We start from the raw sequence: 13,539 nt of genomic DNA on the forward strand, positions 1-13,539 counted from the left end.
GCAGCAGTCAGTCGAACGCACTGCCTGTACAGTTTTGCCCGCGAGGGTAAGTTTCCATTAACAACTTCGAGAGACGGATGAACATCACCACCTTTGCCAAACGCCTGTGCCTGCTAGTACCGCTGATCGTCACTCCTGCCGCCTGGGCAGTCGAGATGATGCCGTCGCCGCCGCAACTTGCAGCCAAGTCCTATGTTCTGATGGATGCCAGCAGCGGTAACGTGCTGGTCGAGAACAACGGCGACCAGCGTCTGCCGCCAGCCAGCCTGACCAAGCTGATGACCGCTTACATCGCGACTCTGGAAATCCGTCGTGGCCAGATCGGCGAAAACGACCCGGTTACCGTCAGCGAAAACGCATGGCGCACCGGTGGTTCGCGGATGTTCATCAAGGTCGGCACCCAGGTGTCGGTCAGCGACCTGTTGCACGGCATCATCATCCAGTCGGGTAACGACGCCAGCGTCGCCCTGTCCGAGCACATTGCCGGCAGCGAAGACGCGTTTGCCGACATGATGAACAAGACGGCCGGCGAGTTGGGCATGTCCAACAGCCACTTCATGAACCCGACCGGCCTGCCGAACCCGGATCACTACTCCTCGGCCCACGACATGTCGTTGCTGGCTCGCGCCATCATCCACGAAGACCCGACTCACTACGCGATCTACTCGCAGAAAGAGTTCTTCTGGAACGGTATCAAGCAGCCTAACCGCAACCTGTTGCTGTGGCGTGACAAGACCGTTGACGGTCTGAAAACCGGTCACACCGACGAAGCCGGCTACTGCATGGTGTCTTCGGCTGTACGCGACGGCATGCGCCTGATCGCCGTGGTGTTCGGCACCAACAGCGAAGCCGCCCGTGCTGCCGAGACCCAGAAGCTGCTGACCTACGGTTTCCGTTTCTTCGAAACCCAGACCTTCTACCAGAAGGGCACCGAGCTGGCTCAGGCTCCAGTCTGGAAAGGCACCACCAGCCAGGTTAAAGCCGGTCTGGCAGATGACCTGACCATGACCCTGCCAAAAGGCCAATTGAAAAAGCTGGCCGCAAGCATGACCATGAACCCGCAACTGATGGCCCCTATCGCCAAAGGCGATGTGATCGGCAAGGTTGAGGTCAAACTCGATGACAAGGTTGTGCACAGCGCTGACCTGATCGCGCTTGAGCCTGTCGAGGAAGGTGGAATTTTCCGACGCGTGTGGGATAGCATCCGTCTATTCTTCTACGGGCTGTTCAACTGATTGCACCCACCTGAGTGCCCCCGCGCTTTACCCTGCGCGGGAGCACCTTTGTTGTTCCGGGCTTACGAGGCCAATACGCCATGAGCGATACCGAAGTAAAGGCGCCAAAGATCGAATTTCCCAACGTGGATTACCCGGTTAAGGTAATCAGCGACACGGGTGTGGGCAACAAGGACAAGATCATCGATATCGTCAAGAAGCACGCGACGGTCAACGATGATCGTGTCGATGAACGCCAGAGCACCAACGGCAAGTACACGACGATCCAGTTGCACATCGTGGCAACCGATCAGGATCAGCTCTACAACATCAACAGCGAATTGCGGGCCACCGGCTTCGTACATATGGTGTTGTGATGTCACAGGTCTTGGGTATTCGTGAGCTGGGTGTGCTTGATTACGAGCGCACCTGGCTGGCGATGCAGCGATTCACCGACGAGCGCAAGCTGGTGCCGGACACGCAAGACGAAGTCTGGCTGGTGCAGCATCCGCCGGTGTTTACCCAAGGTCAGGCAGGCAAGGCCGAGCATCTGCTGCTGCCGGGGGACATCCCGGTGGTCAAGTCGGATCGCGGTGGCCAGGTAACCTATCACGGCCCTGGCCAGCTGGTTGCCTACCTGATGCTCGACGTGCGCCGGCTGGGCTATGGCGTGCGTGAGCTGGTCACGCGGATGGAACAGTGCCTGATCGACCTGCTCGCCAGCTATGGCGTGAGCGCTGCAGCGAAGGCCGATGCGCCGGGCGTGTATGTCGATGGCGCGAAAATCGCCTCACTGGGCCTGCGGATCCGCAATGGCTGCTCCTTCCACGGTCTGGCCCTGAATGTGGACATGGACCTGGAACCGTTTCGACGGATTAACCCCTGTGGTTATGCGGGGCTGGCGATGACCCAGCTGCGTGACCATGCAGGGCCGATTGAATTTGCCGAGGTAGGTGCCCGGCTGCGCTCGCAGCTCGTCAAACACCTCGACTATGCTGAGCAGACGACCCTGACGGGCGGAATCGATTGATATGACTACTGCGCAAGACGCTGTTCAAACCCTGATCCCAACGCTGGATATCTCAGAACGTGCAGCCCGCGCCAGCGAGGCCCGTTCCAAGGTTGAGACCGGCGTCAAGTTGCGCGGTGCCGAGAAGGTTGCGCGTATCCCGGTAAAGATCATTCCGACCACCGAGTTGCCGAAAAAACCCGACTGGATTCGTGTGCGTATTCCGGTTTCCCCGGAAGTCGACCGCATCAAGTCCCTGCTGCGTAAGCACAAGCTGCATAGCGTGTGCGAAGAAGCCTCCTGCCCGAACCTGGGCGAGTGCTTCTCCGGTGGTACCGCGACCTTCATGATCATGGGTGACATCTGCACCCGTCGTTGCCCGTTCTGCGACGTGGGCCACGGCCGACCGAAGCCACTGGATACCAACGAACCGGAAAGCCTGGCCATTGCCATTGCTGACCTGCGGTTGAAGTATGTGGTGATCACCTCTGTAGACCGCGACGACCTGCGTGACGGCGGTGCCCAGCACTTTGCCGACTGCATCCGCGAGATCCGCAAGCTGTCGCCGGGCGTACTGCTCGAAACCCTGGTGCCGGACTACCGTGGCCGCATGGACGTAGCGCTGGAAATCACCGCCGCCGAGCCGCCAGACGTGTTCAACCACAACCTCGAAACCGTGCCGCGCCTGTACAAGGCTGCGCGTCCGGGTTCCGACTACCAGTGGTCGCTGACTCTGCTGCAGCGCTTCAAGCAGATGATGCCGCACATCCCGACCAAATCCGGCTTGATGCTGGGCCTGGGCGAAACCGACGACGAAGTGATCGAAGTGATGAAGCGCATGCGCGAACATGACATCGACATGCTGACCTTGGGCCAGTACCTGCAACCGTCGCGCAACCACTTGCCGGTCCAGCGTTTCGTACACCCGGACACCTTCGCGTGGTTTGCCGAGGAAGGCTACAAAATGGGCTTTAAAAACGTGGCATCCGGCCCGCTGGTACGTTCTTCGTACCACGCTGATGAACAAGCCAAGCTGGTCAAATCCATGCTGGTGAGTGCCTGACTCCATGACTAACCAGCTCACCGCGCCAGTGTCCTTCAAGGCCCACAGCGCGGTGCCCGCGTTGCCCGCTGGCGGGGTGATCGCCCTGATCGCCCCGGCAGGCCCTGCCGAACTTGACCTGAACCTCGCGACCCAATGGATGCATGCACGCGGCTACCAGCTGCGGGTCTATCCGGGGGTGTGGCAGCGGGAGGGTTATCTTGCCGGCTCTGATGCAGAGCGTTTACGCGACCTGCATGAGGCTTTTGCCGATGACAGCATTGATGCCATTTTCTGCCTGCGCGGCGGCTATGGCAGCCCGCGCTTGCTTGATGGCATCGATTTTGAGCTGTTGCGTCGTCATCCCAAGCCGTTTGTCGGCTACAGCGATATCACCGCGTTGCATCTGGCGATCACTCGTTACGCGGGCTTTGTGACCTTTCACGGGCCAATGGTGAACGCTGATCTGCTGGGCAACAAACAACCGCCTACTGAAACTTCGTTGCTGCGTATGCTCAGCGGGCAACAGCCGCCTGTGCTGGACCATCCCGCGGCCTGGCCGTTGACGACCATTGCCCCGGGCTGCGCCAGTGGCCGTTTGCTGGGAGGCAATCTGTCGATGATCTGCGCGGTGATGGGCACGGCGTTTGAACTGGACAGCGACGACATCATCCTGTTTATCGAAGACGTCAATGAGCCTTTGTACCGGGTCGACCGTCTGCTGACGCATTTGCGCCTGGCGGGCAAGCTCGACAGGTTGCGCGGGGTGTTGGTGGGGGATGTGGCCGGGGTTGATGTTGCGGCGCTGGAGCGGTTGCTCACCCAGGAGCTGGGCGGGCTGGGTATACCGGTGCTGGCCGGTTGGCGCAGCGGGCATTGCGATCCGAACCTGACCTTGCCGATGGGGGCTCAAGTGCGGCTGGATGCTGATCGGCAGTTATTGGTACTAGAGCAGGCAGTGGTCACAGTCAAAACCTGAGCCGTGGGAGCGGGCTTGCTCGCGATGCTATCAACTCGGTATCTCTGACAAAACGAGTCGATGCAATCGCGAGCAAGCCCGCTCCTACAGGCTGAGTCGCGACTCAGCGGCTACGCAAACTTTCCAGCAACTTGTGACTCGGGTAGCCATCGGCTGGCCAACCCATAGCTTGCTGCGCGCTACGGATCGCCTTGCGCGTGTTGGCGCCGATAATGCCGTCTGGATTGCCCGCATCGTAGTTGCGCTGGCTCAGCAGGGTTTGCAGTTCAACACGCTCCGAGCGGCTCAGCGGGCGGTCGTCTTTTGGCCAGTCAGCCAAAATGGTCCCGCCACCGTTGAAGCGTTGGGAAAGCAGGCCAACGGCCAACGCATAGGACGACGAGTTGTTGTAACGCAGGATGGCGCGGAAGTTATCCAGCACCAGGAACGCCGGCCCACGGTAGCCCGCAGGCAGCAGCAGGGTGGCGCTCAACTGCTCTGAACCGGCTGCGCTGGCAGGTGCCTTGACCCCCAGTTGTTGCCACTCGGCGACACTCTTTTTGACGGCGCCATCCGCCAGTGCGTAATCGAAGCCGGCAGGCAACGTCACCTCAAAGCCCCACGGCTGGCCTTGTTTCCAGCCCGAGCTTTGCAAGTAGTGCGCCGTCGAGGCCAGTGCATCAGCCGAGCTGTTCCAGATATCGCGACGGCCATCACCATCGAAATCCACGGCGTGGGTTTCATAGGTGGTGGGGATAAACTGGGTCTGGCCCATTGCGCCTGCCCACGAACCAAGCATTTTGTCGGGGCTGATATCGCCTTCCTGAATGATTTTCAGGGCTGCGATCAATTGGCTCTGGGCGAACTCCGGGCGGCGACCTTCATAGGCCAGGGTGGCCAATGAACGAATAACCGACTTGTTGCCCTGGAACGAACCGAAATTGCTTTCCATACCCCAGACCGAAACCAGGGCCTGGCGATCGACGCCATAACGCTGTTCGATGCGGCTCAGCAGCTCGGCGTTTTGCTCCAGCAAGCGCTGGCCATTGCGCACGCGCAAAGGTGACAGCGCGCCGTCGAGGTATTCCCAGACCGGGCGGCTGAATTCGGGCTGGCTGCGATCGGCCTTGATCACGCTCATATCCGGCGTAATGCCAGCAAAGGCATTATCGAAGACTTGCGGGCTGATCCCGGCCTTGAGGGCCTGGACGCGGAAATTGGCTTGCCACTCGCCAAAGCTCTGGGCGGGTTGGACAAAGGGGATATCGGTAACAGGCGCGCTGGTGGTCACCGCAGGAGCGGGAGGCGTCACTGGCAGGGGTTGAGCATCGGCTGCAGTCGGTTTCTCGGCGCAGGCGACTAAAAGGATGACGCTGGAAGCAGCAATCAGTTGGCGCATCGGCCAACCACGTTTATGACTTAAGGGCATGCGCAGGTCCAGGTAATGCAAATCAGATGCAGACCTTATCATCCCCGCCCTCAGGCAGCCAGAAAGTAAAAAGCCTCCCGGTCTCTCGACTGGAAGGCTTCGCGGCGGTAGCTGCCTTTGCCTTTGGCGGGGCGTTCCTGGCGGCTGCGGAACAGGGGTTGGGCGACGATGGATTTGGCCTTGTTGGGGCGCTTGCTCATGGCATTTGCTCTCGCGTGGTTTGAACAAGCGCAAATCATCGGCCGGTTTTTTCGTATTGTCCACTGGATAGTGATCGGTGGGAGCAGGCTTGCTCGCGATAGCATCAGCGCAATCAGCCTGTCAGGTCGCGGCGCCTGCATCGCGAGCAAGCCCGCTCCCACAGAAAGCAGTGTTTATTCAGCTGGCAGGTTCAGCCGTTGCCCACACATCAGCAACGCCAAGCGACTCAAGCTGCTCCAGGCCGAGCCTGCTGCCTGGCCCTTGATCTGGGCATCAATACGCTGTGCATCCAGCAGCAATTGCGCCCAGCGCTGGGCTGAATAGCGCTGCAGGGCTTTGCTCATCAACGGCTTGCGCTTGTCCCACACCGGCGGCCGGGCCTGGCTGAAGGCCTTGTCCAGCGGTGTGCCCTGACTATATTGCAGCGCTATGTTGGCCAGTACCCGCAGCTCACGGGCCAGGGCCCACAGGATCACCGGCGGCTCGACACCCTCACCGCGCAGCCCTTCGAGCATGCGCAGGGCATGGGCAGCCTCGCCGTTAAGTACCGCATCTACGAGCCCAAATACGTCGAAGCGCGCACTGTCGGCTACTGCCGCCTGCACGGTTTCGACCGTGATTTGCCCGTCTTCAGCCATCAACTTGAGCTTTTCGATTTCTTGCGCGGCAGCCAGAAGGTTGCCTTCAACCCGCGCGGCTATCAGCTCCACGGCGTCATGGGTGGCGGACAGCCCGGCCTGCGACAAGCGCTGGCGAATCCATTGCGGCAACTGGTTGGCGTCCACCGGCCAGATCTGTACGAACTGGGTTTGCGCACCTTCAATCAGCGCCTTGCCCCACTTGGTCTTCTGCGCGCTGCCATCGAGCTTGGGCAGGCTGATCAGCAGCAGGGTGTCTTCGGCAGGGCGCGAGCAGTACTCGATCAGCGCCGCAGCACCTTTGTCACCAGGCTTGCCCGAGGGCAGGCGCAGCTCCAACAGGCGTTTTTCGGCAAACAGCGACATGCTGGCACCGGCTTGCAGCAGCGTGCCCCAGTCGAAGCTGGCATCGGCGCTGAACACCTGGCGTTCATCGAAACCTTGCTGGCGGGCGGTGCTGCGAATGGCGTCGGCGGCTTCCTGGCACAGCAACGGGTCATCACCGCTGATGATATAGACCGGCGAAAGCGTGCCTTGCAGGTGCTTGGCGAGTTGGGCGGGAGCGAGTTTCATAGGGCCATAACGATAGCGGGGCGCTTGAGCGCCCCGTATGCCTTACTGGTTTTGCAGTTCGAGAGGCGACTGTTGAGGAGTTTCCTCTTGAGCCTTGCGCGCAGCTTCGATGGCGTCGGCTTCAGCCTTGGCCTTCGCTTGCGCTTGCTGCTGCAGTTTTTCCAGCTGGGCCGGGGTCAACTGCTCCAGACGCAGAACCAGTTGCTGGATCAGGTCGCGACGGATTTCCTTGCGGATCATCACGCCTTCCTGGTTGCTGCCGGCCACGTTGCTGCCGTCCTGCAGGTAAACCTTGTAGGCCTCAACCTTGTCGCTCAGCAGCACCAGATGGTTCTGGCCCTGGATTTCGTAGTTGACCACGCTGTTCAACTGATACTCGGCGGTGCCCGTGTTGCCGGTGTAGCTGGCGGCACGCTGGGTTTCTTTCTCGTCAGTCAGAACCAGCTTGTAGGGGGCGTTTGGCGTGATTTTTACACCGCTGTTTTCCAGTACCTGACGCAGTTGGCGCACAGTGTCGCCGTAGGCGTTACGGGCGCTGACGTCGAGTTCGGTGATCGTCAGCTGGTTGGTGCCGGTGCCGCGCAGCTGGAAGCCGCAGGCGCTCAGCAGAACAGCGAGACCCATCACCAGCAAGTTGCGTTTGATCATGTGTTGCTCCCCTTGAAACCAGAGAGGCCGACTGAGCGGCCCTGAAGGTCTTGTTGGGCGCCCGCGCTTGGCACGGGCGCCTGTTCCAATTAGCTGGCGACGATATTGACCAGTTTGCCCGGTACCACGATCACTTTGCGGATCGTCAGGCCTTCGGTAAAGCGCAACACGTTTTCATTGACGCGGGCTGCGGCTTCAACCTCTTCACGGCTGGCGCTGGCTGGCATTTCAATATGCCCGCGCAGTTTGCCGTTGACCTGGATAACCAGTTGCAAGGTGTCTTGAACCAGCGCGCTTTCATCCAGGGTTGGCCATGCAGCGTCGATGATTGCACCCGCATGCCCCAACTGGTTCCACAGCTCATGGCTGATGTGCGGGGTGATCGGGGCCAGCACCAGGGCAACAGTCTCAAGGCCTTCCTGCAGCAGGGCGCGGTCTTGTTCAGTGGCTTGCGGTGCTTTTTCGAGCACGTTCATCACGGTCATCACCTGGGCGACGGCGGTGTTGAATTTGTGGTGCTGGCCGACGTCCTGGCTGGCTTGCTTGATAGCCTGGTGGATGGCGCGGCGGATGACTTTTTGCTCATCGGTCAGGCTGGCGATATCCAGTGCCCCCGGCAGGCCCTGACCAACATGGGCATGGGCCAGGCGCCAGACGCGCTTGAGGAAACGGTGCGAACCTTCAACACCCGAGTCGGACCATTCCAGGCTGGCGTCTGGCGGCGAAGCAAACATCATGAACAGGCGGCAGGTGTCTGCGCCGTACTGTTCGATCATGTATTGCGGGTCAACACCGTTGTTCAGCGACTTGGACATTTTTTGCGTGCCGCCGATTTCCACCGGCAGGCCGTCGGTCTTCAGCTTGGCGCCGATGATCTTGGCCTTGGCATCACGTTCGATTTCCACGTCGTCCGGGTTGAAGTAATCCTTGCCACCGTTGTCCAGCGTACGGAAGTAAGTCTCGGCGATCACCATGCCCTGGGTCAGCAGGTTCTTGAACGGCTCGTTGGAGCTGACCAGGCCTTCGTCACGCATCAGCTTGTGGAAGAAGCGCGCGTACAGCAGGTGCAAAATGGCGTGTTCGATACCGCCGATGTACTGGTCCACCGGCAACCAGTGGTCCGCTGCCGATTTTTCGACCAGACCGCCTTCATAGTGCGGCGAGGCGTAACGGGCGTAGTACCACGAGGACTCGACGAAGGTGTCCATCGTGTCGGTTTCGCGTTTGGCCGGTGCGCCGCATTTAGGGCAGCTGCACTCGTAGAATTCAGGCATGCGTGCCAGTGGCGAACCGGCGCCATCGGGTACGACATCTTCCGGCAAGACCACTGGCAACTGGGCTTCAGGGACCGGTACGTCACCGCAGGTATCGCAATGCACGATCGGGATCGGGCAGCCCCAGTAGCGTTGACGGCTGATGCCCCAGTCGCGCAGGCGGAACTGTGTGCGCGCCTGGCCCAGGCCTTTGGCGGTCAGGGCGGCTTCGATGGCGGCGAAGGCAGCGTCGAAATCCAGACCGTCAAATTCGCCGGAGTTGATCAGCGGGCCGTGCTCGTTGTAAGCGTCCTGCCAGGGAGCAGGGGACTCGTCGCCAGCACTGGTGCGCACAACCGGCTTGATTGGCAGGTTGTACTTGGTGGCGAATTCGAAATCGCGTTCGTCGTGTGCCGGTACCGCCATTACTGCGCCGTCGCCGTAATGCATCAGCACATAGTTGGCGACCCAGACCGGAAGTTTTTCGCCGGTCAGCGGGTGCTCGACGAACAGCGAAGTTGGCAGGCCCATTTTTTCCTGGGTGGCCATGTCGGCTTCAGCCACGCTGCCGCCTTTGCACTGGGCGATAAACGCCTGCAGCTCAGGGTTGCCCTGCGCGGCCTGGGTGGCGAGCGGGTGCTCGGCAGCCACGGCGACGTAGGTGGCGCCCATCAGGGTGTCAGGACGGGTGGTGAAGACCTTGAGTGCGCCCGCTGTGCCGATGGACTCGACGTTGTAAGGGAACTGCACTTCCATGCCGCGGGATTTGCCGATCCAGTTGCGCTGCATGGTTTTGACCTGCTCGGGCCAGCCCGGCATGTCGTCGAGGCTTTCAAGCAGTTCATCCGCGTAAGCGGTGATCTTGAAGTAGTACATCGGGATTTCGCGTTTTTCAATCACCGCGCCCGAACGCCAGCCACGGCCGTCGATCACTTGCTCGTTGGCCAGAACGGTCTGGTCTACCGGGTCCCAGTTAACGGTACCGTTCTTGCGGTAGATCACACCTTTTTCGAACAGGCGGGTGAACAGCCATTGTTCCCAACGGTAGTAATCCGGCTTGCAGGTGGTGATTTCGCGGGACCAGTCAACGGCCAGGCCCAGGCTGCGCAGCTGGGTTTTCATGTAGGCGATGTTTTCGTAGGTCCACTTGGCCGGCGCGACCTTGTTTTTCATCGCGGCGTTTTCGGCCGGCATGCCGAAGGCGTCCCAGCCCATCGGCTGCAAAACGTTCTTGCCAAGCATGCGCTGGTAACGGGAGATCACGTCACCGATGGTGTAGTTGCGCACGTGCCCCATGTGTAGCTTGCCGCTTGGGTACGGGAACATCGATAGGCAGTAGAACGTCTCTTTGCCTAGATCTTCGCTGACTTCGAAGGACTTTTGGTTGTCCCAGAATGATTGGGCGGCGGCTTCTATTTCACGGGGCTGATATTGTTCGTGCATGGCTACTTGTACTGATAAAGGGTGGCCTAATCCTCTTCAACATAGACCGGCGACAGTGTTGCCCGGTCAGGTTGGAGCAGGGGTTACAGGAAGTCCCGTAGCATACATGACCCCGCTCTATCGAGGGAAACCCTGATTGCCTCATCACTCCGTTGGTCGCAGCAGCACGCCCCTTTTACATGCGCAGCTAAGCTCTCCTTTGGGGGAGATTCATTTCCTTAAATGAGGTGGACGGATGGCAGAGTTGCAACGCAGCGTAGCAACATCGCAAGTGTATGAGCGGCTGATTGATCGTTTAAGTATGGCTCTTGATTCAGCAAAGACGGCTGTCGTATTACGAGATGAACGCCCAGTCGAACTGGAATTGCGAGGCTTGAGTCATGCCGAGCTGGAATTGATCAACCTCTATTTGAATCGGATCGGGCGTGAGGCAGTCAAACGCTCGCAAGGCAGCGTGAACATGCAGGATGCCCCCAGAGCCAAGGTTATCTGGCTCAAAGACAGGGTGCAGGGAGCTTAGGCCGTACGGCGAATCAGGCCCGGCCTTTAACAAAAGCCGTATCAAAACAGGTTGTACCCCGGGTTGATGCATCACACGTTTGTGTTTGGGTTTCTCACCTGCGTTATTGATGCGCTCACTCAACCCCCTTAGGCTTCGGGCATCTTTGGAGATGCTCGATGCCTATTCGATATTTTTTGAAACAACTTCTGTTGCCTCCCGGCATTTTGATCTTGCTCCTGGTGCTTGCCTGGTGGCTGCGGCGTTCGCGTCCGCGTGTGGCGGGCGTGCTGTTTGCCCTGGGGCTGGGTGGTTTTTGGCTGATGAGCTTGCCAGTGATGGTGGAGTGGGGCGCCCGGGTGCTGGAGCGCGAGCCGCCGCTGGCGCAGAGCGAGTGGGCGACGCTGGCCGGGCGTGCCGATGCCATTGTGGTGCTGGGCTCGGGGCGTGAGCGGGGTGATCCGGCCTGGGGCAGCGATCAGCCGACGGGCATTGGTCTTGAGCGCCAGCGTTATGCCGCGCGACTGGCCAAGGCCTCGGGCTTGCCGGTACTGACGACCGGAGGTTTGCACTACGGCTCGCCGCCCAGCGAAGCGCAATTGATGGCGGACTCATTGCGTGATGACTTCGGCGTGCAAGTACGCTGGAAAGAAGAACAAAGCCGTACGACCTGGGAAAACGCCCAAATGACTGCAGGCATTCTGCTGCCGCTGGGGATCAAGCGCGTGGTCGTGGTGACTCACGGCTGGCATATGCCGCGTTCGGTCTGGAGTTTTGAACAGGCCGGTTTTGAAGTGGTGCCCGCGCCGGTGGGTTTTTTCAGTGCAGACAATGCGCGGCCGCTGGGGGGCTGGATGCCGGAGTACAAAGCGTTCTGGCAGTCCGGGTTGTTGATCAATGAGGCGGTGGGGCAGATGGCCTATCCGTTGTTTTATCGCTAATTAAGTCGATGAACTCATGTGGGAGCGGGCTTGCTCGCGATGCAGGCGGCGCGGTCTGACAGGCAAAGCGCGCTGCTGCCATCGCAGGCAAGCCAGCTCCCACAGGTTTTGCGGCGCCCACACAGTCCGAACCCGCAGGGAACAGTGTGGGTGCAGGTGGCTGGCTTAGACCGTCTTGGCAATCCGGCTGGTGACCAGCGCCCAGCCAATCAGCAAGACACACAGGATGATCAGCGGCCAGGAGCGCCATTGCAGGTAAGGTGTCAGGTTGTGCATGGGCACCACTTCGCCATACAGGATGCCTTGCTCGAACTGCGGAATCTGCGTGGTGATTTGCCCAAACGGGTCGATCAGTGCCGTGACCCCGTTGTTGGTGGCCCGAATCATCCAGCGCCCGGCTTCCAGGGCGCGCATCTGCGCCATTTGCAGATGCTGCAGCGGCCCGATCGAGGTGCCGAACCAGGTGTCGTTGCTGATGGTCAGCAGGATGTCACTCTGGGCCGCAAGCCCGGCGACGAAGTCCGGGTACACCACCTCATAGCAAATCAATGGCGCGATCTGATAACCCTTGGCCTGCAACATTGCCTGGTCGGCAGGGCCGCGGGCAAAGTCAGACATTGGCAGGTCAAAAAATGCGATCAGGCCGCGCAGTACATCCTGCAGCGGCACGTATTCGCCAAACGGCACCAGCTTTTGTTTCAGGTAAACCCCGTCGCCCTGGCCTACGGCCGTGATGCCGTTGAAGTAGCGCGGTTCATGACGCACTTCCTGGCGGATCGGCACGCCGGTAATCAGCGCTGAATTCCGGTCGGCGGCAAAGCGCCCCATCATGCTCAAAAAGCCTTCAGCGTTCTCCTTGAGGACAGGGACGGCGGTTTCTGGCCACACGATCAGGTCCACACGCTTTGAACTGAACGTCATGTCGCGGTACAGGGCCAGCTGTGCATTGACCTGCGCCGGGTCCCATTTCATGCTTTGTTCGATATTGCCCTGGATCGCCGCCACGCTCAGCGGGTCACCCGATGGGCTGGTCCAGGCGTGGTGCTTGAGTGCCTGGCCGATCACCCAGGGGCCGATCAGCAAGATCACGCCTGCGGCGACAAAAGCTTTGCGCCTGGCCTTGATCAGGCGTGGCAGGTTGCACAGCAGGGCTGCGCTCAGGGCCAGGGCAAATGAGATCAGCCACATGCCGCCCAGTGGCGCGAGCCCGGCCAGTGGGCCGTCGAGCTGGCTGTAACCGGAGTAAAGCCACGGAAAACCGGTGAGGAACCAGCCACGGAAGGCCTCTTGAGCGACCCACAGCGCAGCAAACGCCAGGGTGTCGGCCAGCGGCGCTTCGTTGCGGCGGATCCAGCGCGCCCACAGCCAGGCGGGCAGGGCAAAGAACCAGGCAATGGCTGCGGTGAACAACAGCATCAGGAAGCCAGCCAGCAGCACAGACGCGCCGCCGAAGTGGTGGATGCTGTAGTAGATCCAGCTGGTGCCCGCGCCAAACAGGCCAAAACCGAAGCACCAGCCACGGCCCAGCGCCTGTTTTGGCGACAGGTCGCGCAAACCGAGATAGAACAGGGCCAGGGCAACGAGTGCCAATGGCCAGATATCGAAGGGGGCCAACGCCAGGGTTGTCAGTGCGCCGGCCACCACGGCCAGCAAGTTACCGGGCCAGCCGGGGGAGGTTATCCAGCGCATTT

At 60.3% G+C, this 13,539-nt stretch carries 13 protein-coding genes; 7 read left to right on the forward strand and 6 right to left on the reverse strand.

The window, feature by feature from the left end; genetic code table 11:
* Window positions 1–77: 77 nt before the first annotated feature.
* The 5 genes from BFC21_RS21675 (at window position 78) to BFC21_RS21695 (ending at window position 4,244) form a co-directional block, all read left to right on the forward strand.
* On the forward strand, window positions 78–1,235 hold the full coding sequence (locus tag BFC21_RS21675) for a D-alanyl-D-alanine carboxypeptidase family protein (RefSeq protein ID WP_016779265.1): 1,158 nt from the start codon (window positions 78–80) through the stop codon (window positions 1,233–1,235).
* Window positions 1,236–1,315: 80 nt separating this feature from the next.
* The gene (locus tag BFC21_RS21680) at window positions 1,316–1,591 is read left to right on the forward strand and encodes a DUF493 domain-containing protein (protein ID WP_016779266.1); all 276 of its coding nucleotides are present in this window, start codon (window positions 1,316–1,318) and stop codon (window positions 1,589–1,591) included.
* The gene (gene lipB, locus BFC21_RS21685; protein ID WP_088378888.1) at window positions 1,591–2,244 is read left to right on the forward strand and encodes a lipoyl(octanoyl) transferase LipB; all 654 of its coding nucleotides are present in this window, start codon (window positions 1,591–1,593) and stop codon (window positions 2,242–2,244) included. The genes BFC21_RS21680 and lipB overlap by 1 nt, the downstream gene beginning before the upstream one ends.
* 1 nt (window position 2,245) lies before the next feature.
* On the forward strand, window positions 2,246–3,286 hold the full coding sequence (lipA, locus tag BFC21_RS21690; RefSeq protein WP_016779268.1) for a lipoyl synthase: 1,041 nt from the start codon (window positions 2,246–2,248) through the stop codon (window positions 3,284–3,286).
* Between the two features lie 4 nt (window positions 3,287–3,290).
* A complete protein-coding gene (locus BFC21_RS21695; RefSeq protein ID WP_088378889.1) occupies window positions 3,291–4,244 on the forward strand; it encodes an LD-carboxypeptidase in 954 nt (317 codons plus the stop codon).
* A 103-nt stretch (window positions 4,245–4,347) separates the two neighbouring features.
* On the opposite strand, the gene BFC21_RS21700 is transcribed toward BFC21_RS21695, so the two are convergent.
* The 5 genes from BFC21_RS21700 to leuS all read right to left on the reverse strand — a co-directional run bounded on the left by BFC21_RS21700 (window position 4,348) and on the right by leuS (window position 10,408).
* Complete coding sequence (locus BFC21_RS21700; RefSeq protein WP_095003835.1) at window positions 4,348–5,652, reverse strand: lytic murein transglycosylase; 1,305 nt, start codon at window positions 5,650–5,652, stop codon at window positions 4,348–4,350.
* 50 nt (window positions 5,653–5,702) lie between these two features.
* Complete coding sequence (arfA, locus tag BFC21_RS21705; RefSeq protein WP_003444166.1) at window positions 5,703–5,852, reverse strand: alternative ribosome rescue factor ArfA; 150 nt, start codon at window positions 5,850–5,852, stop codon at window positions 5,703–5,705.
* Window positions 5,853–6,026: 174 nt separating this feature from the next.
* Window positions 6,027–7,064 (reverse strand): DNA polymerase III subunit delta, encoded by a 1,038-nt coding sequence (gene holA / locus BFC21_RS21710; RefSeq protein WP_016779271.1) that lies wholly within the window; start codon window positions 7,062–7,064, stop codon window positions 6,027–6,029.
* Between the two features lie 42 nt (window positions 7,065–7,106).
* On the reverse strand, window positions 7,107–7,712 hold the full coding sequence (lptE, locus tag BFC21_RS21715; RefSeq protein WP_095003834.1) for an LPS assembly lipoprotein LptE: 606 nt from the start codon (window positions 7,710–7,712) through the stop codon (window positions 7,107–7,109).
* An 89-nt stretch (window positions 7,713–7,801) separates the two neighbouring features.
* Complete coding sequence (leuS, locus tag BFC21_RS21720) at window positions 7,802–10,408, reverse strand: leucine--tRNA ligase (protein WP_088378891.1); 2,607 nt, start codon at window positions 10,406–10,408, stop codon at window positions 7,802–7,804.
* A 235-nt stretch (window positions 10,409–10,643) separates the two neighbouring features.
* Between leuS and BFC21_RS21725 the strand changes: the two genes are divergently transcribed.
* Window positions 10,644–10,928 carry a hypothetical protein gene (locus tag BFC21_RS21725; protein ID WP_016779274.1) on the forward strand — a complete coding sequence of 95 codons (285 nt, stop codon included), beginning with the start codon at window positions 10,644–10,646 and terminating at the stop codon, window positions 10,926–10,928.
* Between the two features lie 158 nt (window positions 10,929–11,086).
* Entirely contained in the window at window positions 11,087–11,848 is a 762-nt protein-coding gene (locus BFC21_RS21730; protein ID WP_088378892.1) for a YdcF family protein, read from the forward strand.
* A gap of 165 nt (window positions 11,849–12,013) precedes the next feature.
* Here the strand turns inward: BFC21_RS21730 and lnt are convergent, their stop codons facing one another.
* Window positions 12,014–13,537: an apolipoprotein N-acyltransferase gene (gene lnt, locus BFC21_RS21735; RefSeq protein WP_088378893.1), complete on the reverse strand. Its 1,524-nt coding sequence runs from the start codon at window positions 13,535–13,537 to the stop codon at window positions 12,014–12,016.
* Window positions 13,538–13,539 lie beyond the last annotated feature (2 nt).

The organism is Pseudomonas sp. TMW 2.1634, assembly GCF_001703595.1.
Lineage (GTDB): Bacteria > Pseudomonadota > Gammaproteobacteria > Pseudomonadales > Pseudomonadaceae > Aquipseudomonas > Aquipseudomonas fragi.

Coding starts and splice junctions, on each gene's coding strand:
- BFC21_RS21675 (WP_016779265.1), top strand. CDS start 78: ATGAACATCACCACCTTTGCCAAACGCCTGTGCCTGCTAGTACCGCTG.
- BFC21_RS21680 (WP_016779266.1), top strand. CDS start 1,316: ATGAGCGATACCGAAGTAAAGGCGCCAAAGATCGAATTTCCCAACGTG.
- lipB (WP_088378888.1), top strand. CDS start 1,591: ATGTCACAGGTCTTGGGTATTCGTGAGCTGGGTGTGCTTGATTACGAG.
- lipA (WP_016779268.1), top strand. CDS start 2,246: ATGACTACTGCGCAAGACGCTGTTCAAACCCTGATCCCAACGCTGGAT.
- BFC21_RS21695 (WP_088378889.1), top strand. CDS start 3,291: ATGACTAACCAGCTCACCGCGCCAGTGTCCTTCAAGGCCCACAGCGCG.
- BFC21_RS21700 (WP_095003835.1), bottom strand. CDS start 5,652: ATGCCCTTAAGTCATAAACGTGGTTGGCCGATGCGCCAACTGATTGCT.
- arfA (WP_003444166.1), bottom strand. CDS start 5,852: ATGAGCAAGCGCCCCAACAAGGCCAAATCCATCGTCGCCCAACCCCTG.
- holA (WP_016779271.1), bottom strand. CDS start 7,064: ATGAAACTCGCTCCCGCCCAACTCGCCAAGCACCTGCAAGGCACGCTT.
- lptE (WP_095003834.1), bottom strand. CDS start 7,712: ATGATCAAACGCAACTTGCTGGTGATGGGTCTCGCTGTTCTGCTGAGC.
- leuS (WP_088378891.1), bottom strand. CDS start 10,408: ATGCACGAACAATATCAGCCCCGTGAAATAGAAGCCGCCGCCCAATCA.
- BFC21_RS21725 (WP_016779274.1), top strand. CDS start 10,644: ATGGCAGAGTTGCAACGCAGCGTAGCAACATCGCAAGTGTATGAGCGG.
- BFC21_RS21730 (WP_088378892.1), top strand. CDS start 11,087: ATGCCTATTCGATATTTTTTGAAACAACTTCTGTTGCCTCCCGGCATT.
- lnt (WP_088378893.1), bottom strand. CDS start 13,537: ATGCGCTGGATAACCTCCCCCGGCTGGCCCGGTAACTTGCTGGCCGTG.